Raw genomic sequence first — 18,900 nt, 5'->3', positions numbered from 1 at the left:
GAGATGAAGAAGGCACTTCTGGTGGTCAGCTTTGGTACCAGCTACCACGATACCTGCGAGAAGAACATTGTGGCCTGCGAGCGTGCGCTGGCGGAAAGCTGCCCTGACCGCGAGCTGTTTCGGGCATTCACCTCCGGGATGATTATTCGCAAGCTCAAACAGCGTGACGGCATTGAGATCGATACGCCGCTGCAGGCGCTGAAAAAGCTTGCGGCTCAGGGATATCAGGACGTGGCGATTCAGTCTCTGCACATCATCAACGGCGATGAGTACGAGAAAATCGTCCGTGAAGTGCAGAGCCTGCGCCCGCTGTTTACCCGCCTGACTCTGGGGGTACCGCTGCTGAGCAGCCACGACGATTACGCGCAGCTGATGCGCGCGTTGCAACAGCAGATGCCGACGCTTGGGGCAACGGAAAAAGTGGTGTTTATGGGCCACGGCGCCAGCCATCACGCCTTTGCGGCCTATGCCTGCCTCGACCACATGATGATGGCGCAGGGCTTTCCGGCCCGCGTCGGCGCGGTGGAGAGCTACCCGGAAGTCGACATCCTGATTGAGAGCCTCGGTAAAGAAGGCGTTACCGCCGTGCATCTGATGCCGCTGATGCTGGTGGCCGGCGATCACGCCATCAATGATATGGCCTCTGACGACGAGGACTCCTGGAAGACATTGTTTAACGCAGCCGGGATCCCGGCAACGCCGTGGCTGAGCGGACTGGGGGAAAACCCGGCGGTGCGCGCGATGTTCGTCGCCCATTTACAGCAGGCGTTGGACATGGCGATGGAGGAGGCAGCATGAGCGGCAAACTGTACGCCCTGAGTACCGGGCCGGGCGCGCCGGACCTTATCACCGTGCGCGCCTCACGGATCCTCGGTTCGCTGGATATTCTCTACGCCCCGGCGGGCCGCAAAGGCGGTGATAGCCTGGCGCTTTCTATCGTCCGGACGTTTATCGGCGAACAGACCGAAATCCGCTGCTGCCACTTTCCCATGAGCGCCGACAGCGCTGAAAAGGAGGCGGTGTGGGATGCGGTGGCCGATGCGTTAGTAAGGGAGGTGAACGACGGAAAACAGGTTGGTTTTATCACCCTGGGCGACGCCATGCTGTTCAGCACCTGGGTGTTCTTACTTCAGCGCATCGGCAGCCCGGACTGGCTGGAAATTGTGCCCGGCGTGACGTCGTTTGCCGCGATTGCCGCGCGGTCAAAAACGCCGCTGGCGATGGAACAGCAGTCGCTGGCGGTGATCGCCTGTACCGCGCCGGAAGCGGAGATTGCGCAGGCGCTGCAGCAACATGACAGCCTGGTGCTGATGAAGGTCTATGGCCGGTTTGCGCGCATCAAAGCGCTGCTGACGCAGGCCGGGCTGCTGAACTGCGCGCTGATGATGTCAGAGGCCACGCTCCCCGGCGAGCAGTGCTGGCGGCATCTGGACGAGGTTGCTGATGACCAGCCGTTACCCTATTTCTCGACCATTCTGGTCAACAGAGAGTGGGAGTATGCGTAATGAAACTCGAACAACAGCTTAAACAGCTGTCATTAAGTGGCCTGGCTGCGGCGCTATTGCTGATGGTGGTGCCGGAGCAGGCGTTCGCGATGCACATCATGGAAGGGTTTTTACCGCCGATGTGGGCGCTGGCGTGGTGGCTGATCTTCTTACCGTGTCTGTGGTATGGACTGGTGCGCCTGCGTCGTATCGTGCAGGAGGATAGCCACCAGAAAGTCCTGCTGGCGCTGTGCGGGGCGTTTATTTTCGTGCTGTCGGCGCTGAAGATCCCCTCGGTGACCGGCAGTTGCTCTCACCCGACCGGCGTGGGGCTCGCCGTGATTCTGTTCGGGCCAGGAGTCGTCGCCATTCTCGGCGCCATCGTGCTGCTGTTTCAGGCGCTGCTGCTGGCGCACGGTGGGTTAACCACGCTTGGCGCGAACGGCATGTCGATGGCGGTGATTGGGCCGGTTGTCGGGTACATGGTGTGGAAAATGGCCTGCCGTGCCGGGATCCGTCGTGATATCGGGGTATTTTTGTGCGCGATGCTGGCAGATCTGGTGACCTATTTTGTCACCTCGGTCCAGCTTGGCGCGGCGTTCCCGGACCCGGCGACGGGTGCCGCGGGATCGATTGTGAAATTCATGGGCATTTTCTGCCTGACGCAGATCCCCATCGCCATCGCGGAGGGGCTGTTAACCGTCATGATTTATGACCAGTTGACCAAACGTCAGCTGATTACCGCACAAGGACACTGAGATGAAAAAGACGCTGATGCTGTTGGCGATGGTGCTCGCCCTGATCGTACTGCCATTTTTTATCGATCACGGTGGGGAATTTGGCGGCTCGGATGGTGAAGCCGAAAATCAAATTCAGGTTGTGGCGCCCCATTACACGCCGTGGTTCACGCCGCTCTATGAGCCCGCCAGCGGCGAAATTGAAAGCCTGCTGTTTACGTTACAGGGGTCGATTGGTGCAGCGGTGATTTTCTATATTTTGGGCTACACCAAAGGCAGACAGCGCCGTGATGACCGGGCTTGACAGGCTTAGCTACCAAAGCCGCTGGGCTCACGTTGCGCCGGAGCGCAAGTTTCTGCTCTGGCTGGTGCTGATGATGCTGGCGTTTGCGCTGCCGCCGCTGGGGCAGGGGATCGTCCTGGCGTTGACGGCGGGACTGACCTGCTGGCTGCTGCGGATGACCTTCTGGCGCTGGTGCCGCTGGATGGCGCTGCCGTTTGGTTTTCTGCTGGTCGGCGTGCTGACGATCCTCTTTAGCGTCACCCGCGACCCGCACACGCTGGCGGCAGGCGTCCCGGTGGGGCACTACTGGCTGGGGATAACCGCTTCCGGGCTGACCGTCGCCAATGAAACCTTCTGGCGCAGCCTTGCCGCGCTGGCAGCGACCTTCTGGCTGGTGCTGAACCTGCCGTTTCCGCAGCTGATTGTGCTGCTTAAGCGGGCGCGCGTGCCGCGCCTGCTTACCGAGCAGATCCTGCTGACCTGGCGCTTTATTTTTATTCTGTTAGACGAAGCGCTGGCGATTCACCGCGCGCAGACGCTGCGTTTTGGCTATCGTAGCCTGCCAAAAAGTTATCGCTCGCTGGCGATGCTGGTCGGTTTGCTGTTTACCCGGGTGCTGATTCGCTATCAGCAGATGGCGACCACGCTGGATATTAAACTCTACCAGGGTGATTTTCCCCTGTAAGGAATCGCACCATGCTGACCACCGCCGATCTCTGGTTTCGCTATCAGGAGGCGCAGGTACTGAAAGGGCTGACGCTGGATTTTTCGACCCATCCGGTCACCGGGCTGGTCGGGGCTAATGGCTGCGGAAAGTCGACGTTATTTATGAACCTGAGCGGCCTGCTGAAGCCGCAGCAGGGTGCGGTGCTGTGGCAGGGGAAGCCGCTGGACTACAGCAAGCGCGGACTGCTGGCGCTCCGTCAACAGGTCGCAACGGTGTTTCAGGATCCCGATCAGCAGATCTTTTATACCGATATTGATAGCGACATCGCCTTCAGCCTGCGCAACCTGGGCGTGGCGGAAGCGGAGATTGCGCGGCGTGTCGACGATGCGCTGACGCTGGTCGACGCGCAGCATTTTCGCCAGCAGCCGATCCAGTGCCTGAGCCACGGGCAAAAGAAGCGGGTTGCCATTGCCGGGGCGCTGGTGCTGGGGGCCCGTTATCTTCTGCTGGACGAGCCCACGGCCGGGCTTGATCCTTCAGGACGCACGCAGATGATCGAGATTATCAGGCGTATTGTGGCGCAGGGGAACCATGTGGTGATCTCCAGTCATGATATTGACCTGATTTACGAAGTCAGCGATGCCGTCTACGTGCTGCGCCGGGGAGAAGTGCTGGCGCACGGCGCGCCGGGTGAGGTCTTTGCCCGCGGCGAACTGATTGAACGGGCCGGATTAACGCAGCCCTGGCTCGTCAAACTGCACGCGCAGCTTGGCCTGCCGTTATGTAAAACCGAAGATGAATTTTTCAGCCGTATGCGACAAAAAAACGTAATGAAGGAGGCCTCATGACGCAGGCAATTATGTTGCAGGGAACTGCTTCCGACGTCGGTAAAAGCGTCCTGGTGGCGGGGCTGTGCCGGATTTTTTATCAGGATGGCCTGCGTACCGCGCCGTTTAAGTCGCAGAATATGGCGCTCAATTCCGGTATCACCCCGGAGGGAAAAGAGATGGGCCGCGCGCAGATTTTTCAGGCCCAGGCGGCGGGGATAACGCCGGACGTACGGATGAATCCGGTGCTGTTAAAACCGACCAGCGACCGTAAAGCGCAGGTGGTGCTGATGGGGCAGGTGGCAACCGATATGGACGCGGTCAGCTACCACGAGTACAAACCGCGTCTGCGGGAGCAGATCCGCGAAGTCTATAACAGCCTGGCCGGGGAGTTTGACGTGCTGGTGCTGGAAGGCGCGGGCAGCCCGGCGGAGATTAACCTGCGCGATCGCGATATCGTCAACATGGGGATGGCCGAAATGGCGAAGTGCCCGGTAATCCTCGTGGCGGACATTGACAGAGGCGGCGTATTTGCCGCCATCTACGGCACGCTGGCGCTGCTGCACGACCACGAGCGGGCGCGCGTGAAAGGGGTCATCATCAATAAATTTCGTGGCGATGTTGCGCTGCTTTACTCGGGCATTGAGCAGATAGAAAACCTGACCGGCGTGCCGGTACTGGGCGTTATGCCGTGGCTGGATGTGGATCTGGAAGATGAAGACGGCGTGGCGCTGCAAAAGGGAAAATACCTGAGAACCGCAGAGCGCGATATCGACATCGCCGTGGTGCAGGTGCCGCATATCTCCAACTTCACCGATTTTAACGCGCTGGCGGCGCAGCCCGACGTTCGCGTGCGCTATGTCCGTTATCCCCATGAGCTGGCGGGGGCTGACCTCGTGATTCTACCCGGCAGTAAAAATACGCTGGGCGATCTGGCCTGGCTGCGGGAAAGCGGCATGGCGCACGCGGTGCTGCGGTCCCACCAGCAGAACGTGCCCGTCATGGGCATTTGCGGCGGCTACCAGATGCTTGGCGACACCATCATTGATGAGGTGGAATCGGGGATGGGAACCCAGCCAGGGCTGGGTCTGCTCCATACCGTGACCCGCTTCGCGCAGCAAAAAACCACGACGCAGGTCTCGGCGCAGATGGCGTCGGCGCTGCCGGCGTGGCTGACGTCGGCATCGGGCATTAAGGTGCAGGGCTATGAGATTCATATGGGAGAGACCCGGCTGACATCCGACGATGCCCCGGCGCTGTTTCTGGAAAAAGAGGGCGAGCGCATAGCGGACGGTGCAATCAGCGCTGACGGCCAGGTGATAGGGACGTATCTCCATGGGCTATTCGATAACGATGCCTTCACGCGCGCGATGGTGGATGGCTTACGCCAGCGCAAAGGACTGGCGCCCTTAGACGTTGTGTTGGATTACGCCGCCTGGAAAGCGCAACAGTTTGATATCCTGGCGAGCGCGATGAGAGAGCATATTGATATTAAAAAGATCTATCAAATAATGCGGGAGCATCAGGAGGAAGGCGCATGATTTTGGTCACCGGAGGCGCGCGCAGCGGGAAAAGCGCGCACGTCGAAAAACTGGCGGCGCAGCAGTGCGAGCGCGTGCTGTATATCGCGACGTCAGTGATTACCGATGAAGAGATGGCGCTGCGCGTTGACAAGCACCGCGCCCAGCGTCCTGCGCACTGGCGAACCTGGGAAGGGTATCGCGATCTGGGCGATGTGATTCGCCACCAGGTGCAGCCGGGCGAAGGCGTGGTTCTGGAATGCGTCACCACCCTGCTGTCGAACCTGCTCTATGACGCCAGCGGCGGCGCTTCGCCGGAGACCCTCGATTTTTCCGCGCTTGAGGCGGTGCTGCAACAGCAGGTGGACGACCTGATTGCGGCCTGTCAGCAGTCGGCGGCACCGGTCTATATTGTGACCAATGAGCTGGGCATGAGCATCACGCCAGAGAATCGGCTGGCGCGTCATTTTGTTGATATTGCCGGGCGCGCGAACCAAAGGCTGGCGCAGGCGGCGCAGGAAGTGTGGCTGGTTGTCTCGGGAATTGGAGTAAAGATTAAATGCCGTTAAAAATGTTGTGGGCGACGCTGGGATTTATTACCCGCATACCGGTGCCGCAAAAGTGGAGCGACGGCGTTGAATTTTCACAGTATGGCCGTGGCGTCCCCTGGTTCCCCGTGGTGGGCCTGATCGTGGGCGTCCTGGCCGCCTTAGGCTATCTGGCGGTGAGCCAGACCGGCGGGGGGATCTATATCGGCGCGGTCGCCTGGGTCCTGGCGCTGGTGCTGCTGACCGGCGGGTTTCATCTGGACGGTCTGGCGGACACCTGCGATGGCGTGTTTTCTGCCCGTACCCGCGAACGGATGCTGGAGATTATGCGCGATAGCCGGTTGGGGACCTACGGCGGTCTGGCTATCGTATTCTGCATCCTTATCAAAGTCGCAGCGGTGATTTCCCTGGCTTATCTTCCGGTTAATACCCTGTTTGCGCTGCTGGTGTGTGCGCCGATCGTCGGGCGAACGGGAATGGTGTTGGCCATGTACCGGCAGCACTATGCGCGCGAAGGTGCAGGAATGGCAAACGCGTATCTCGGCCATATCAGCGGCAAAGAGACGGTCATCACCCTCTGCATCGGCGTGGCGCTCGTGGGGCTGCTGGCCGGGATGCATGGGCTTGTCGCCAGCGTCATCACCTGGATTGTCGTCAATGCGGTAAAAACCTTTTTAAGCCGCCGACTGAACGGGCTGACGGGGGATACTCTGGGCGCGATGGAGGAGATCGGCGAAATGGTCTTCCTGCTGGCGCTACTGTGGGTCTGATGTATGCGTATTTTTCTGGTCCGACACGGTCAAACAACCGCTAACATCAGCGGCGTATTTTACGGGAGCACCGATTTGTCACTCTCGCCGCAGGGCATTGCGCAAAGCCAGCGTGTTGCCGGTTACCTGTCCGGGGTCGCGTTCGGGCAAACGCGCGTCAGCGCGCTGCAGCGTTCGCAGCAAACGGCGCGGCTTATCGTGCCGACAGCCCATGATGTCCATGTTGATGCGCGACTTAACGAGCTGGATTTTGGTGAATGGGAAATGCGGCACTTCAGCGACATCGAAAAAGAGAGTCCCGCGTCGTGGCAGCGCTGGATGGATGACTGGCAAAACGCAACGCCCGACGGCGGCGAGGCATTCCCGCATTTCGCCGCGCGCGTCAGGGCGGCGGCGGATGAGCTGAGTCAGCTACAGCAGCGTGAAGACACGCTCATTGTGGCGCATCAGGGCGTGCTGAGCCTGCTGCTGGCAACCTGGTTAGGGATGCCCGTGGCGGCGATGTGGCATTTCCCGTTCAGTCACGATGCTTACACGGTCGTTGAAAATCGGTCCGGGTATTGGGTATTACGCGTATTTAATGGCAGAAGCGTTTGGCAAACTGAAGAGTGAGGGTGATGAGGATGGGGACAGTGAAGGCGCTGGCGGCGGCTATCAGACCGCTTGATAAACAGAAGATTCAGGCGGCCTCGCGGCATGTTGATGGCTTAATAAAGCCGACAAACAGCCTCGGTCGGCTGGAGAGTCTGGCAATACAGCTTTCGGGAATGTGGGGAATCGACAGGCTCGATAATCTGCAAAAAGAGATTATCGTCATGTGCGCCGACCATGGCGTGTTTGATGAAGGTGTGGCCGTGACGCCGAAAGTGGTGACTTGGCTTCAGGCCGTCAATATGCAAAAGGGGTTGACCGGTGTGTGCGTGCTGGCCCGCAATAGCCAGACGTCGGTACTGCCCGTTGACATCGGTATTGACGGTGAGCCTATCGACAATATGCTCAGCCTTAAACTCTCTCGTGGCTGCGGTAATATCGCTCAAGGACCGGCGATGAGCCGTCAGGATGCCGAGCACCTGCTGCTGGCGAGCGCCAGCCTCGTTAAAAAACGCGCTCAGGAGGGGATCTCCGTCTTTGGCGTTGGCGAGCTTGGTATTGCCAATACGACACCGGCCTCGGCAATCATCAGCGTGCTGACCGACAGCGATCCGCATGATGTGGTGGGGATTGGGGCCAATTTGCCGCAGGACCGGGTGCAGCATAAGGAAACCATTGTCCGGCAGGCGATACGCATTAACCAGCCGGATGCGCACGATGCGGTTGATGTTCTGGCCAAAGTCGGCGGCTACGACCTGGTGGGCATGACCGGGGTGATTTTAGGCGCTGGCGCATGCGGCCTGCCCGTGGTGTTAGACGGTTTTCTCTCGTATGCCGCAGCCATCGCCGCCTGCCAGATTGCGCCAGAAGTTAAGAACTACTGTATTCCCTCTCATTTTTCCGCCGAAAAGGGGGCCAGGCGTGCGCTGGAATACCTTGGACTGGCGCCGTTTATCCATCTTGACATGCGTCTTGGCGAAGGGAGCGGTGCCGCGCTGGCAATGTCTATCGTCAGTGCGGCATGCGCGATGTATTGTGAGATGGGGCAACTGGCGCAAAGCGGCATTGAGTTGCCCGTTCCTGCGTGACGGAAAGGCAAAAACCTGCGATAGCAATACCGCAGGTTTTTTTATGTACAGGAACCCCAGCCAGGCTGGTAGCCGGAAAGCGTTCAGCGTTGGGCCAGTAATCAAAACCCGTTAACAGGGCATTCTGGTGCAGAGGAGACTACGTCTATACTGCAGTGGCGTCTGGCGCATCATCTTTTTAAAGCAGGTAATGAAATAGGTCACCTCGCTAAACCCGACCGCCAGCGCAATGGCGTCAATACTCTCATCGCTGTACCGTAACAGGTCGCAGCTGCTCTTTATCCGCCGGGTCAGTAAATATTCGTGGATGCTACCGCCGGTCTGCTGGCGCTGACCGATAACTACCTTGCTCACGAAGACGATCCGACTGAAGGGCTGCTGCTGCACTCGGTTTACCATATGGGCAGCGGTAAGGGCGTCGATCGGTGCTGTAGCTGGGGGGACTATTTCTATCTTGAGCTGCTGGCGCGGCTGCGACAAATTTGGCACCCGTACTGGTAACCCTTAGGCTCTTGTGTGTTTCACCCGGCGGCGCTACGCTTGCACGGGCCTACAATAAAACGTGCAGCTAATTGAAAAGTATGCGCAATGTAGGCCGGGTAAGCGCAGCGCCACCCGGCAAGAAAGACGGCTCAATTGTTTATGAAAGAGCCTGTTATCTATCTTAGAATTCACCCGCTATGCAGGTGGATTCTTTGCTTTGTTTTACAGCCCGATCACCAGCTCCCCGGAATGGCTCCGCGAACAGCACAGCGCCACCTGCTGGTCCGTCGCGCTTTTTTCCGCCTCTGACTGAACGCTATCCCGGTGATCCACCACGCCGTCAATGACTGGCGTCAGACAGGCACCGCAGATCCCCATCTCGCAGGAGAGGGGGACCGCCACGCCATTTTCCTGCAGCACCTGGGCGATGGTTTTATCCGCAGGAACAGGCCAGCGCTCCCCGGTGGAGGCCAGTTTGACCGTAAAGATCTCGCCGGTTTCACCGCCTGCGGCAGGGGCGGCGGGCTGAAACGCCTCGCTGTGAAGATGGGCGTCATCCCATCCCTTCGCCGTTGCCACCTCACGCGCTTTTTCCATAAATCCTGCGGGGCCGCAGACCCAGGCGTGAAGCCCCGCCTCTGCCATCGGAAGATGCTCTGTCAGCGTTGTGCGCGGGCTGTTGGTATGAATGGTGCACTCACCGCACTGTGAGAGTTCGCGCATAAACGCCGCGCTTTCCCGGCGTCTGACGTAATAGTGCAGCGTAAACGGCGTTCCGGCGGCCTTCAGGTGCAGGGCCATCGCATACAGCGGTGTAATACCGATCCCCGCCGCCAGCAGCAAAACCCGCTCTGCCTGACGAAGCGGAAACAGATTGCGCGGAGTTGAGATCATCAGCTTCTGTCCGGGACGCAGCGTCTCGTGAACATAGCGCGACCCGCCGCGCGAGACGGTTTCCCGCCCCACGCAGATAAGGTAGCTCTCGCCATCAGTTGCCCCGGTCAGGGAATACTGGCGCACCACGCCGCAGGGCAGGTGCACATCAATGTGCGCGCCGGGCTTCCACGGCGGCAGCGCTTCGCCGTCTTTAGCCACCAGCCTGACGGCGAGGCTTTTATCGCCCTCACGCCACAGCCCGTCAACAATTACGCTCAGCATATCGGCCTCCGTCATACCAGGAAAAATTCGCCAAAGCCCATTTTTTTCAGTCCCCGACGGTAGGCAATCGAACTTTTATCCGCGGGGATATGGGCTTCCAGGGTGAGATCCAGCGGCAGGTTTTCCGGGCGCTGGGTTTCGACCATCAAACGATCTTCTTCAAAGATGCGCAGGTTAAAGGCATGCACATCCTCCACCGGAATATGCAGGTCAAAATTGCGGGCGATAGGGGCGAACATGCGGGTCACGCGTGAAGAAACGGGTGACGCAGCGTTCATGATCGCCAGTCGGGATTCACCCGGAAAATGAATCGTCAGGGTGGCGGTAAACGGCAGGTGCATTTCAAAATGGCGTAACCACTGGAACCCTTCTGGCGCCTGCACGTCCGAGCTGGCGGGATAGTTGCTCACCGAACTCCAGTAATCCGCCACGAAGCCGAACGGCGTCTCCTGCGGCTGGTAGGCCGGCACGAGCGGGTTATTCGGATCCGCAAAGGTGTCGGTGTGGATCCACGCAAAGTGCGCCACGTCCAGAAACCCTTCCACCTGGCGCCCGGCAAAGCCATTCACCTCAAACGCCGGGCAGTTAATCTGCTGAAATCCGTCATCATCCCAGTGCGGCATGGTGGGTAGCGGCGCGGGGTTTTCCGGATCAAACGCCAGGCAGGTCCAGATCAGGCCAAAGCGTTCCTCAACGGCGTAGTTAATCAGGTTCAGCTTCGCCGGAACGGGCTGGTCGGGGCTGGACGGAATACGGTTGCAGCGCCCGTCCTCCCCAAAGCGTAAACCATGATAGGGGCAGATAATCCCGTGCTCATCGTGAAAGCCTAGCGTCAGCGGCACGCCGCGGTGCGGACAGACGTCCCGGGCGACCACGACCTGGTCGTTGATCCGGTAAATCACCAGCTGTTCATCCAGCAGGGTCGCTTTGACCGGTGCCGGGCCGATGTCGCAGGCGCGCGCGACCGGATGCCAGCATTTCGCCAGACGCAACCAGTCCTCGGGCTCAAACGTGCAGTGGGCGGGTGGAGTCGGTTCTCTTTTCATCGTTGTCCCTCTTACGTTCAGCCTAGCGGGCCGCCCTGAATGGTGTCGCACAGACCGTTGATGATGCGCTCTCCGGTCTCCTCTTTGAGTTCCTGATACCAGGCTTCCGTTAATGCCATGTCTTTGCCGTGGGTGACGTCGCAGCGTTTACGCGCCTTCAGCACCAGGTCGCGCACCCGGTCGCAGCGCAACGCTTCGTACTGTCGCAGCGCCAGCGTCATGTTGTGGTTTTCACGCAGGCATTGACCCAGCACCACGGCATCTTCCATGGCCGCACAGCCGCCCTGGCCGATATCCGGCGTGGTGCTGTGCGCGGCATCGCCGAGCAGGGCGACGTTGCCGCGCACCAGGATGTCGAATGGCTCAATGTCGTGGATTTCAATGCGGTTGGTGGTCTCGGGGTCAAGTGCCGCGATAAGCTTTTGCACCGGCGGCGCCCACCCGCGGAAGTAGCCCGTGAGGTCGGCGCGCAGGGTGGTGCGATCCTCCGCGAGGCCAGCAGGGAGCGGCACGTCAAAAAAGAAATAAAACCGTCCACTGGAGACGGGCATCAGCGACACGCGTTTGCCTTCGCCAACGAAGGTGGTCCACTGGTGAGCCGGGGCGATCTCTTCGTCAATCTTCACCAGTCCGTTCCAGTTGACGTAACCGGCGTAGCGGCGCTCCGGGGTGTAGCCCAGCACGTAAGGGCGAACCGCCGAGTGGCTGCCGTCAGCGGCAATCAGAAAATCCCCGGTTGCCGTGGTGCCATCGCTGAAGGTTACGCTCACGCCCGCGTCGTCTTCACTTACGCGTTCGACGCGCTTGCCAAACTGCACCTTGTCGCGCCCCCAGAAGTCCAGCATTTCGCGCTGGAGCTCAGCGCGCGAGACGGGGCAGGGACGCCCTCCGGTACGCTCAACCAGTGGGGCAAGGCTAAAGCGGGTCAGGGTCTCGCCGCGCCGGAAGTCTTTGTAGGCCATAAAACGCATCGGACCACCGTAAGTCTCGATGATGTCGCCCATGCCGAGATGCTGCATGCATTTCACGCCGTTAGGCCAGATGGAGATGGCCGCCCCGACGGGCCGGATCTCTTTTACGGCTTCAAATACGGTACAGTCGATTCCAGCTTTCTTCAGTGCGACGGCGGCGCTCAGGCCGCCAATACCCGCGCCAATGACGATTGCTCTCATGCTTCTCTCCTTTTGCAGGGTGTAAAGACATTCAGCAATTTGCGTACCAGGCTGCAGAGCGGCGAAAACGGCGTTGTAAGAGAGATGTTTGCACTGCTAAGGTGCGCAAACGCGGTGAGTGTGCCTTTTTTTGAATCAAAAATTTCCGTCTGGCGCGTGCAGAATCAACTGTTTCACGCCTGCGACAAGAGTGGCGTGCTTTGTGCAACGACCCGGAAGAGGACAACTCAGGAGACGCTATGATTGCACTGCACGACTTTAATCATCTTCCGGACAGCGACGCGATGGCGCTGCTCCACCCCTGCGTGGCGATCCCCGGCTGGGCCGACGCGCTGGTTCGCGGGCGGCCTTACCCGAGCCGGGACGCCTTGTTCCTCACGGCGCAGGCCCTGACGCAGCGCTGGGATGATGCGGCATTAGCGCAAGCCCTGAGCGCGCATCCGCGTATCGGAGAAAAGCCCGCGGGCTCACAGGCGGAGGCGGCGCTGTCGCGTCAGGAACAGGGCGCGGTGAATGACCGCGATACCGCCCTTGTGCAGGCGTTGCGCGAGGGCAATGCCCGCTATGAAGCCCGCTTTGGACGGGTCTTTCTGATCCGCGCGAAAGGCCGCAGCGGTGAGGACATTTTACAGGCGCTGCACGCGCGGCTGGAGAACAGCGATGCGCAGGAAGTCCGTGCCGCGCTGGAACAGCTGCGGGAAATAACGCTGCTACGGCTGGAAGGAGTCATTAGCGAATGAGTACGTTAAGCACGCATATTCTGGATATCTCGACGGGCAAACCGGCGCAGGGCGTGACGGTCCATCTTCAACAGGAGGGGAAGACGCTCGCCACGGGCGTGACCAACGCGCAGGGGCGCATCGCCGCGTTCGTTCCCTCTCTGCCCGCAGGCCGTTACCGGCTGGTGGCGGAGATCGGCGAGTGGTTTAGCGAAACGGGTCGCGACACGCTCTACCCCTGCGCGCAAATTGATTTTGTGACGGGGGAAACGGCAGACGAGCACTTCCATCTGCCGTTTGTGATTGCGCCCGGTGGGTGGTCAACCTACCGGGGCAGTTGACCACACCTGCTCGCCGTTGACCCAGGTCTCGCTGATGTTGCGCTCGTCGCCCAGGGTCATCAGCACAAACAGCTGCTCGTAAATATCCTTGCAGCGGCGATTGCGCAGGCGCTGCAGCGGGGTCACGTCGGGGTCGATAACGACGAAATCCGCCTCTTTGCCGGGCGCGAAGTTGCCAATCTTATCGTCGAGCCTGAGCGCGTGCGCGCCGCCCAGCGTGGCATGGTAAAACGCCTCGCTGGCGCGCAGGCGGTAGCTCTGGAGCTGGCCCACCTTGTAGGCTTCCCCCAGGGTGCGCAGCATGCTGAAGGTGGTGCCCGCGCCGACGTCGGTGCCGATGCCCATCCGTACCCTGTGCTGCCAGCAGGCGGGCAGGCGAAACAGCCCGCTGCCGAGAAACAGGTTAGAGGTGGGGCAAAACGCCACCGCCGAACCGGTGTCATGCAGGCACTGCCACTCGCTGTGGTGAAGATGGATCGCGTGGGCAAACACGCTGCGCTCGCCGGTCAGGCCGTAGTGGTGATACACGTCCAGATAGCGCTCGTGCTCCGGCCAGAGATCGCTCACCCAGGCCACTTCGTTGGGGTTTTCGCTCAGATGAGTCTGCATCCAGGTATCCGGGAACTCCTCTCTGAGCAGGCTGACCGCGGCGAGCAGTTCGGGGGATGAGGTCGGGGCAAAACGCGGCGTAATGGCATAGCCCAGCCGCCCCCGGTGGTGCCAGCGCTGGATCAGCGCCCGCGTCTGCCGGTAGCTCTGCTTTGCGTCTTCGCTCAGGTAGTCCGGCGCGTGTCTGTCCATCATCACCTTGCCGGCGATAAGGCGCATGTTCAGGCGCAGGGCTTCGGTAAACAGCGCCTCGACCGATTCCGGATGCAACGTACAAAACACCAGCGCGGTGGTGGTGCCATTGCTTACCAGCTGGTTAATGAAAAATTCGGCGATCTCTTTCGCGTAGGCTTCATCGGCAAACTGGCTCTCCACCGGAAAGGTGTAGGTGGTCAGCCACTCCAGCAGCTGCTCGCCAAAGGCGCCGATCATCTCCGTTTGCGGGTAATGGACGTGAGTGTCGACAAAACCGGGCAGCAGCAGCTTGCCGCGCAGGTCGGTATAGCCTTTGTGAGGGTCAAGATACTGCTCGCCCTCCTGCCACGCCATGTGCGCCAGAATTTTTCCGTTCTGTATAAACAGCACCCCGTCCTCAAGATAGCGCGCGTGCCGGGCAATCGCGTCTGCGCTGTCGCTGACCTGGGCTATATCAAAAAATGCGCCGCGGATCGCTGTCTGGTAATCCATCATGGTTCCTGCCTTAGTGGTTGCATAGCGGGGTGATAAGGCTCAGCAAGAACGGTGCCAGAATGAACAAGCCGCAGATAAACTGCGGCCGGTAAGGGAGGGGGTTACTCTTTTTGCGTCGCCACGCGGGAGCTAAACGACGTCGCACCTGCCGTCTCGCGATCTTCCCGCGCCAGCCAGCGGTAGGTGACGCCGCCGAGGAAGACGCCGATGAACCAGCTGAAGTTCGCCACTTCATGCAGGGCCGGGATAAAGCTAATCACCAGACCTACGGCAACGGACGGGATCAGCGCGCCAATGGCTTTCGGGTTAAAGCCGTTGCGGTACCAGTATTTGCCCTTTGGCGTGTCGTCGAACAGATCGTCAACCGACACCTTGCCGCGTTTAATCAGGTAGAAATCGGCAATCAGAATGCCGAACAGCGGGCCGATAAACGCCCCGAGCACGTCCAGGGTGTAGTGAATAAGCTCCGGCGAGTTGAACAGGTTCCACGGGGTTAACAGAATTGAACCGACGGCGGCAATCATGCCCCCGGTACGGAAACTGATTTTCTGCGGCGAGCAGTTAGAGAAATCAAACGCTGGCGAGACGAAGTTCGCCACAATGTTGATCCCGATGGTGGCGGTGATCATCGTCAGCAGGCCAATCGCCACCGCCAGATCGTTACCCACGCGGCTGACGGTTTCAATCGGGTCGGTGATCATGCGGCCAAACAGCGACTGGGTACCGGAAACAATCACCACGGTGACAATCGAGAACAGCAGGAAGTTAAACGGCAGTCCCCAGCGGTTACCGCGGCGGATCTCCCCCATGCTTTTCCCGTAGCGGGAGAAGTCACCAAAGTTGAGCAGCGGGCCGGAGAAATAGGAAACCACCAGCGCGGTCGCGGTGATCATCTGCCAGGTCTGCTCTCCCGCGCTCAGGGATTTGCTGGCGAGGGTAAAGGAGATGCCGTCAAAACCGGTCTTGTATACAATCCAGCCTGCGAGGGCCAGCATCACCACATAGACCGCCGGACCGGCGATATCAATAAAGCGCTTGATGGCGCTCATGCCGTGCCAGAAGACCATCGCCTGCAGGACCCACATAATGGCAAAGCAGATCCAGCCCAGATGCGACAGGCCCAGGAACGCGCCGGTGGTGAGCGAAGAGAGCGACGGCCAGAACTTCAGCGCCACCAGCATCAGCGCGTTGGCAGCGAGATAGGTCTGAATGCCGTACCACGCAAAGGCGATAAGTCCGCGGATCACCGCCGGAATATTGGCCCCGAAGACGCCAAACGCCTGACGGCTGATCACCGCATAGGGCACGCCCGCCATCTGGCTCGGTTTTGCCACCAGGTTGGCGCACAGTTGCACAATGCAAATTCCCACCAGCAGGCAAAGCAGCACCTGCCAGCTTGCCAGCCCGAGCGTAAAGAAGCTCGCGGCGACAACATAACCCCCCATGCTGTGGACGTCCGACATCCAGAACGAAAAGATGTTGTACCAGCTCCAGTTCTGGTCACGCGTCGGTGCCAGATCCTCATTGCAAAGACGTGGGCTGTAAACCGCACCGGAATCAGCGGCCGTACCCTGTTGCGCGTTTTGACTGTTTGGCATGAAACCTGCTCCTGTGAATGAAAACCCGTTGAGTGGGAGTGCAAACGGTGTTGCAGGATCCAGGCCAAAATAATAAATCTTGTATGCAATATTTTATTTTTATGTATACGATTCGATAACGAAGAGTAAAAGACGGAGTGGTGAATGAACAACATAAACGCCCTGCAGACCGCGCCAGACCTGCATGACAAGGATGAATCCATCTTTCAGGCGCTGATGACCGCGATTGTCGAACATCAGCTGCTGCCGGGGAGCAAGCTGCCGGAAGAGGCGCTGGCCGAGGTCTTTGGCGTGAGCCGCACGGGCATCCGCAAGGTGCTGCAGCGACTCGCCGCTGTGCAAATGGTCACCCTAACGCCCAAGCGTGGTGCACACGTCGCCAGCCCGACGGTTGAAGAGGCGCAGCATATCTTCCGCACCCGCGCGCTGCTGGAGGTCGCCAACCTGCCGGACGTGCTGGCGCACTGTCAACCGCCGCATCTTGCCGCGCTGGAGGCCATTATTCGCCAGGAGCAGCAGGCGCACGAGGCGTACGACGGCCCGGCGGCGATTCGCCACTCCGCCAATTTTCACATTCAGCTGCAGGCCATCTCCGGCAACCAGGTGCTGACGGAGATGGTGACCGGCCTGAGCCAGCGCTCCTCGCTGGTGATTGCTACCTGGGGCGCGCCGTGGCGTCAGGGCTGCCGCTGCAACGATCACGAACAGCTTGTGGATTTGCTGCGTCAGAAAGCGCTCCAGCCGCTAAGCGAAGCCTTAATGCACCATTTTGAACATATCGTCGCCAGCCTCTGCTTCGAGCGGGCAGGTGAGTGTCTGCCTGATTTCGCCCGGCTGTTTGCCGGTCACAAGGAGTCGTAATGCCCTCTGTTTGTATACAAGTGATCAACCCCAACACCAGCCTCGCGATGACCGAAACCATCGGCGCGGCGGCCCGCGCGGTAGCGGCGCCGGGGACGGAAATCCTCGCGGTCTGCCCGAGCGCGGGCGTGCCGTCTATCGAAGGCCATTTTGATGAGGCCATCGCTGCCGTGGGGGTTCTTGAACAAATCAAACTCGGCAGGCAGCAGGGCGTGGACGGTCACGTCATCGCCTGCTTTGGCGATCCGGGTCTGCTGGCGGCGCGCGAGCTGGCGCAGGGGCCGGTTGTGGGCATTGCGGAAGCCGCCATGCATATGGCGACGCTGGTGGCGACGCGCTTTTCAGTGGTCACCACGCTGCCGCGCACGCTGATTATTGCCCGTCATCTGCTGCATCAGTATGGCTTTCAGGATCGCTGCGCGGCGCTGCACGCTATCGATCTCCCGGTGCTGGCACTGGAAGACGGTAGCGGTCTGGCGCAGGAAAAAGTGCGCGCGCGCTGTATACAGGCGCTGAAAGAGGACGGATGCGGTGCCATTGTGCTGGGCTGCGGCGGTATGGCGACGCTGGCGCAGGAGCTGACGCGCGAGCTGCGCGTACCGGTGATCGACGGCGTCAGTGCCGCGGTGAAGATGGTGGAATCGCTGGTGGCGCTGGGGCTGTCGACCAGCAAGCATGGCGATTTGGCCTTCCCGGAGAAAAAAGTATTAAGCGGACCATTTCAGGCATTAAATCCATTTTAAATTAAGGGGTGGCTATGGCGCATTTTGAACAGGATTATCCGCGGGATCTGCGCGGTTACGCGGGCAACCCGCCGCACGCGCAGTGGCCAAATCAGGCGCGCATCGCGGTGCAGTTTGTCCTCAATTATGAAGAGGGGGCGGAAAACCACGTTCTGCACGGCGATGCCGGGTCTGAGCAGTTCCTGTCGGACATCATCGGTGCGGCCAGCTACCCGGATAAACACATGTCGATGGACTCCCTCTACGAATACGGCAGCCGCGCCGGGTTCTGGCGGATCCACAGTGAATTTCAAAAGCGCGGCCTGCCGCTGACGGTCTTTGGCGTGGCGATGGCGCTTGCACGTCATCCTGATATCGTCGCGGCGATCAAAGCGGCAGACTACGACGTGGTCAGCCACGGCTGGCGTTGGATCCACTATCAGAGCATGGACATCAACCAGGAGCGCGAGCATCTGCATAAAGCGGTGCATGTTCTGACGGATCTGTTCGGCAAGCCGCCAGCGGGCTGGTACACCGGGCGCGACAGCCCCAATACGCGTCAGCTGGTGGTGGAGCACGGCGGCTTCGACTACGACAGCGACTACTACGGCGACGACTTACCGTTCTGGACGGAAGTAGCCTGCAGCGACGGCACCCGCAAACCGCACCTGATTGTGCCCTACACGCTGGATGCAAACGACATGCGCTTTGCCACCGCGCAGGGGTTTAATACCGCCGAGCAGTTTTATACCTATCTGAAGGACAGCTTTGACGTGCTGTACGAAGAGGGGGAAAGCGCGCCGAAGATGATGTCCATCGGCATGCACTGCCGTCTGCTGGGGCGGCCGGGGCGTTTTCGCGCGCTGCAGCGGTTTCTTGATTACGTGCAGCAGCATGAGCGGGTGTGGGTCTGTACCCGCCAGCAGATTGCTGAGCACTGGCGGGAAGTGCATCCGTTTCAGAAATAATTGTGCCGTGTTTTGCCG

General features: G+C 59.9%; 20 protein-coding genes and 3 pseudogenes. 17 read left to right on the top strand and 6 right to left on the bottom strand.

Annotation, left to right across the window (positions count from 1 at the left end; translation table 11 throughout):
- Window positions 1-3: 3 nt before the first annotated feature.
- From cbiK to cobT, 11 genes are read left to right on the top strand one after another with little or no spacing between them, the layout of a single operon-like run.
- Entirely contained in the window at window positions 4-798 is a 795-nt protein-coding gene (gene cbiK / locus E3U32_RS13315; RefSeq protein WP_134349162.1) for a sirohydrochlorin cobaltochelatase, read from the top strand.
- Window positions 795-1,505 carry a cobalt-factor II C(20)-methyltransferase gene (locus tag E3U32_RS13310; RefSeq protein WP_134349161.1) on the top strand — a complete coding sequence of 237 codons (711 nt, stop codon included), beginning with the start codon at window positions 795-797 and terminating at the stop codon, window positions 1,503-1,505. The genes cbiK and E3U32_RS13310 overlap by 4 nt, the downstream gene beginning before the upstream one ends.
- Window positions 1,505-2,242 (top strand): cobalt ECF transporter S component CbiM, encoded by a 738-nt coding sequence (gene cbiM / locus E3U32_RS13305; protein WP_134349160.1) that lies wholly within the window; start codon window positions 1,505-1,507, stop codon window positions 2,240-2,242. Before E3U32_RS13310 ends, cbiM begins: the two co-directional genes overlap by 1 nt.
- A gap of 1 nt (window position 2,243) precedes the next feature.
- On the top strand, window positions 2,244-2,525 hold the full coding sequence (locus tag E3U32_RS13300; protein WP_024908226.1) for an energy-coupling factor ABC transporter substrate-binding protein: 282 nt from the start codon (window positions 2,244-2,246) through the stop codon (window positions 2,523-2,525).
- On the top strand, window positions 2,512-3,189 hold the full coding sequence (locus E3U32_RS13295; RefSeq protein ID WP_134349390.1) for an energy-coupling factor ABC transporter transmembrane protein: 678 nt from the start codon (window positions 2,512-2,514) through the stop codon (window positions 3,187-3,189). The genes E3U32_RS13300 and E3U32_RS13295 overlap by 14 nt, the downstream gene beginning before the upstream one ends.
- A gap of 11 nt (window positions 3,190-3,200) precedes the next feature.
- Window positions 3,201-4,019 carry an energy-coupling factor ABC transporter ATP-binding protein gene (locus tag E3U32_RS13290; RefSeq protein ID WP_134349159.1) on the top strand — a complete coding sequence of 273 codons (819 nt, stop codon included), beginning with the start codon at window positions 3,201-3,203 and terminating at the stop codon, window positions 4,017-4,019.
- Window positions 4,016-5,539, top strand: coding sequence for a cobyric acid synthase (locus E3U32_RS13285; protein ID WP_134349158.1), 1,524 nt, complete (start codon window positions 4,016-4,018; stop codon window positions 5,537-5,539). The genes E3U32_RS13290 and E3U32_RS13285 overlap by 4 nt, the downstream gene beginning before the upstream one ends.
- Window positions 5,536-6,087, top strand: coding sequence for a bifunctional adenosylcobinamide kinase/adenosylcobinamide-phosphate guanylyltransferase (gene cobU, locus E3U32_RS13280; RefSeq protein ID WP_134349157.1), 552 nt, complete (start codon window positions 5,536-5,538; stop codon window positions 6,085-6,087). Before E3U32_RS13285 ends, cobU begins: the two co-directional genes overlap by 4 nt.
- On the top strand, window positions 6,078-6,836 hold the full coding sequence (cobS, locus tag E3U32_RS13275) for an adenosylcobinamide-GDP ribazoletransferase (protein ID WP_134349156.1): 759 nt from the start codon (window positions 6,078-6,080) through the stop codon (window positions 6,834-6,836). Before cobU ends, cobS begins: the two co-directional genes overlap by 10 nt.
- Before the next feature lie 3 nt (window positions 6,837-6,839).
- A complete protein-coding gene (locus tag E3U32_RS13270) occupies window positions 6,840-7,448 on the top strand; it encodes an adenosylcobalamin/alpha-ribazole phosphatase (protein WP_134349155.1) in 609 nt (202 codons plus the stop codon).
- 11 nt (window positions 7,449-7,459) lie between these two features.
- Window positions 7,460-8,515, top strand: coding sequence for a nicotinate-nucleotide--dimethylbenzimidazole phosphoribosyltransferase (gene cobT, locus E3U32_RS13265; protein WP_134349154.1), 1,056 nt, complete (start codon window positions 7,460-7,462; stop codon window positions 8,513-8,515).
- Between the two features lie 111 nt (window positions 8,516-8,626).
- Here cobT and E3U32_RS13260 read toward each other — a convergent pair.
- Window positions 8,627-8,845: pseudogene (locus E3U32_RS13260) on the bottom strand (helix-turn-helix domain-containing protein); the annotation flags it as partial.
- Here E3U32_RS13260 and E3U32_RS13255 point away from each other — a divergent pair.
- A pseudogene (locus E3U32_RS13255) lies at window positions 8,843-9,016 on the top strand (glycoside hydrolase family 88 protein); the annotation flags it as partial. The pseudogenes E3U32_RS13260 and E3U32_RS13255 sit on opposite strands and share 3 nt — an antisense overlap.
- Window positions 9,017-9,220: 204 nt before the next feature.
- On the opposite strand, the gene E3U32_RS13250 reads toward E3U32_RS13255, so the two are convergent.
- Genes E3U32_RS13250 through hpxO form a run of 3 tightly spaced genes read right to left on the bottom strand, consistent with a single transcriptional unit; the run spans window position 9,221 to window position 12,374 of the window.
- On the bottom strand, window positions 9,221-10,156 hold the full coding sequence (locus E3U32_RS13250; RefSeq protein WP_134349153.1) for a PDR/VanB family oxidoreductase: 936 nt from the start codon (window positions 10,154-10,156) through the stop codon (window positions 9,221-9,223).
- 11 nt (window positions 10,157-10,167) lie between these two features.
- Window positions 10,168-11,202: a molybdenum cofactor-independent xanthine hydroxylase subunit HpxD gene (gene hpxD, locus E3U32_RS13245; RefSeq protein WP_134349152.1), complete on the bottom strand. Its 1,035-nt coding sequence runs from the start codon at window positions 11,200-11,202 to the stop codon at window positions 10,168-10,170.
- Between the two features lie 17 nt (window positions 11,203-11,219).
- Window positions 11,220-12,374 (bottom strand): FAD-dependent urate hydroxylase HpxO, encoded by a 1,155-nt coding sequence (gene hpxO / locus E3U32_RS13240; protein WP_134349151.1) that lies wholly within the window; start codon window positions 12,372-12,374, stop codon window positions 11,220-11,222.
- A gap of 239 nt (window positions 12,375-12,613) precedes the next feature.
- Here hpxO and uraD point away from each other — a divergent pair, with 239 nt between their 5' ends.
- On the top strand, window positions 12,614-13,114 hold the full coding sequence (uraD, locus tag E3U32_RS13235) for a 2-oxo-4-hydroxy-4-carboxy-5-ureidoimidazoline decarboxylase (protein ID WP_134349150.1): 501 nt from the start codon (window positions 12,614-12,616) through the stop codon (window positions 13,112-13,114).
- Entirely contained in the window at window positions 13,111-13,434 is a 324-nt protein-coding gene (uraH, locus tag E3U32_RS13230; protein WP_134349149.1) for a hydroxyisourate hydrolase, read from the top strand. Before uraD ends, uraH begins: the two co-directional genes overlap by 4 nt.
- Here uraH and guaD read toward each other — a convergent pair.
- Window positions 13,414-14,730 (bottom strand): guanine deaminase, encoded by a 1,317-nt coding sequence (guaD, locus tag E3U32_RS13225; RefSeq protein WP_134349389.1) that lies wholly within the window; start codon window positions 14,728-14,730, stop codon window positions 13,414-13,416. The two genes, uraH and guaD, sit on opposite strands and share 21 nt — an antisense overlap.
- Before the next feature lie 104 nt (window positions 14,731-14,834).
- A complete protein-coding gene (locus E3U32_RS13220) occupies window positions 14,835-16,331 on the bottom strand; it encodes an NCS1 family nucleobase:cation symporter-1 (RefSeq protein ID WP_029741848.1) in 1,497 nt (498 codons plus the stop codon).
- A gap of 144 nt (window positions 16,332-16,475) precedes the next feature.
- Here E3U32_RS13220 and E3U32_RS13215 point away from each other — a divergent pair, with 144 nt between their 5' ends.
- From E3U32_RS13215 to puuE, 3 genes and pseudogenes are all read left to right on the top strand, one after another.
- Window positions 16,476-17,192: a GntR family transcriptional regulator gene (locus E3U32_RS13215; RefSeq protein WP_134349148.1), complete on the top strand. Its 717-nt coding sequence runs from the start codon at window positions 16,476-16,478 to the stop codon at window positions 17,190-17,192.
- Window positions 17,192-18,065, top strand: a pseudogene (gene hpxA, locus E3U32_RS13210) (allantoin racemase). The gene E3U32_RS13215 and the pseudogene hpxA overlap by 1 nt, the downstream one beginning before the upstream one ends.
- Entirely contained in the window at window positions 17,983-18,882 is a 900-nt protein-coding gene (puuE, locus tag E3U32_RS13205; RefSeq protein ID WP_286164361.1) for an allantoinase PuuE, read from the top strand. Before hpxA ends, puuE begins: the two are co-directional and overlap by 83 nt.
- Window positions 18,883-18,900 lie beyond the last annotated feature (18 nt).

Source organism: Lelliottia nimipressuralis (assembly GCF_004402045.1).
GTDB lineage: Bacteria > Pseudomonadota > Gammaproteobacteria > Enterobacterales > Enterobacteriaceae > Enterobacter > Enterobacter chinensis.
This window is presented reverse-complemented; position numbering and strand designations above follow the sequence as displayed.

Bases quoted from the DNA above. Each gene is read 5' to 3' on its own strand.
- uraD (WP_134349150.1), top strand. From the start codon at position 12,614: ATGATTGCACTGCACGACTTTAATCATCTTCCGGACAGCGACGCGATG.
- E3U32_RS13270 (WP_134349155.1), top strand. From the start codon at position 6,840: ATGCGTATTTTTCTGGTCCGACACGGTCAAACAACCGCTAACATCAGC.
- E3U32_RS13290 (WP_134349159.1), top strand. From the start codon at position 3,201: ATGCTGACCACCGCCGATCTCTGGTTTCGCTATCAGGAGGCGCAGGTA.
- E3U32_RS13285 (WP_134349158.1), top strand. From the start codon at position 4,016: ATGACGCAGGCAATTATGTTGCAGGGAACTGCTTCCGACGTCGGTAAA.
- hpxD (WP_134349152.1), bottom strand. From the start codon at position 11,202: ATGAAAAGAGAACCGACTCCACCCGCCCACTGCACGTTTGAGCCCGAG.
- cbiK (WP_134349162.1), top strand. From the start codon at position 4: ATGAAGAAGGCACTTCTGGTGGTCAGCTTTGGTACCAGCTACCACGAT.
- E3U32_RS13300 (WP_024908226.1), top strand. From the start codon at position 2,244: ATGAAAAAGACGCTGATGCTGTTGGCGATGGTGCTCGCCCTGATCGTA.
- cobS (WP_134349156.1), top strand. From the start codon at position 6,078: ATGCCGTTAAAAATGTTGTGGGCGACGCTGGGATTTATTACCCGCATA.
- E3U32_RS13220 (WP_029741848.1), bottom strand. From the start codon at position 16,331: ATGCCAAACAGTCAAAACGCGCAACAGGGTACGGCCGCTGATTCCGGT.
- cbiM (WP_134349160.1), top strand. From the start codon at position 1,505: ATGAAACTCGAACAACAGCTTAAACAGCTGTCATTAAGTGGCCTGGCT.
- guaD (WP_134349389.1), bottom strand. From the start codon at position 14,730: ATGGATTACCAGACAGCGATCCGCGGCGCATTTTTTGATATAGCCCAG.
- uraH (WP_134349149.1), top strand. From the start codon at position 13,111: ATGAGTACGTTAAGCACGCATATTCTGGATATCTCGACGGGCAAACCG.
- cobU (WP_134349157.1), top strand. From the start codon at position 5,536: ATGATTTTGGTCACCGGAGGCGCGCGCAGCGGGAAAAGCGCGCACGTC.
- E3U32_RS13310 (WP_134349161.1), top strand. From the start codon at position 795: ATGAGCGGCAAACTGTACGCCCTGAGTACCGGGCCGGGCGCGCCGGAC.
- cobT (WP_134349154.1), top strand. From the start codon at position 7,460: ATGGGGACAGTGAAGGCGCTGGCGGCGGCTATCAGACCGCTTGATAAA.
- E3U32_RS13215 (WP_134349148.1), top strand. From the start codon at position 16,476: ATGAACAACATAAACGCCCTGCAGACCGCGCCAGACCTGCATGACAAG.
- hpxO (WP_134349151.1), bottom strand. From the start codon at position 12,374: ATGAGAGCAATCGTCATTGGCGCGGGTATTGGCGGCCTGAGCGCCGCC.
- E3U32_RS13250 (WP_134349153.1), bottom strand. From the start codon at position 10,156: ATGCTGAGCGTAATTGTTGACGGGCTGTGGCGTGAGGGCGATAAAAGC.
- E3U32_RS13295 (WP_134349390.1), top strand. From the start codon at position 2,512: ATGACCGGGCTTGACAGGCTTAGCTACCAAAGCCGCTGGGCTCACGTT.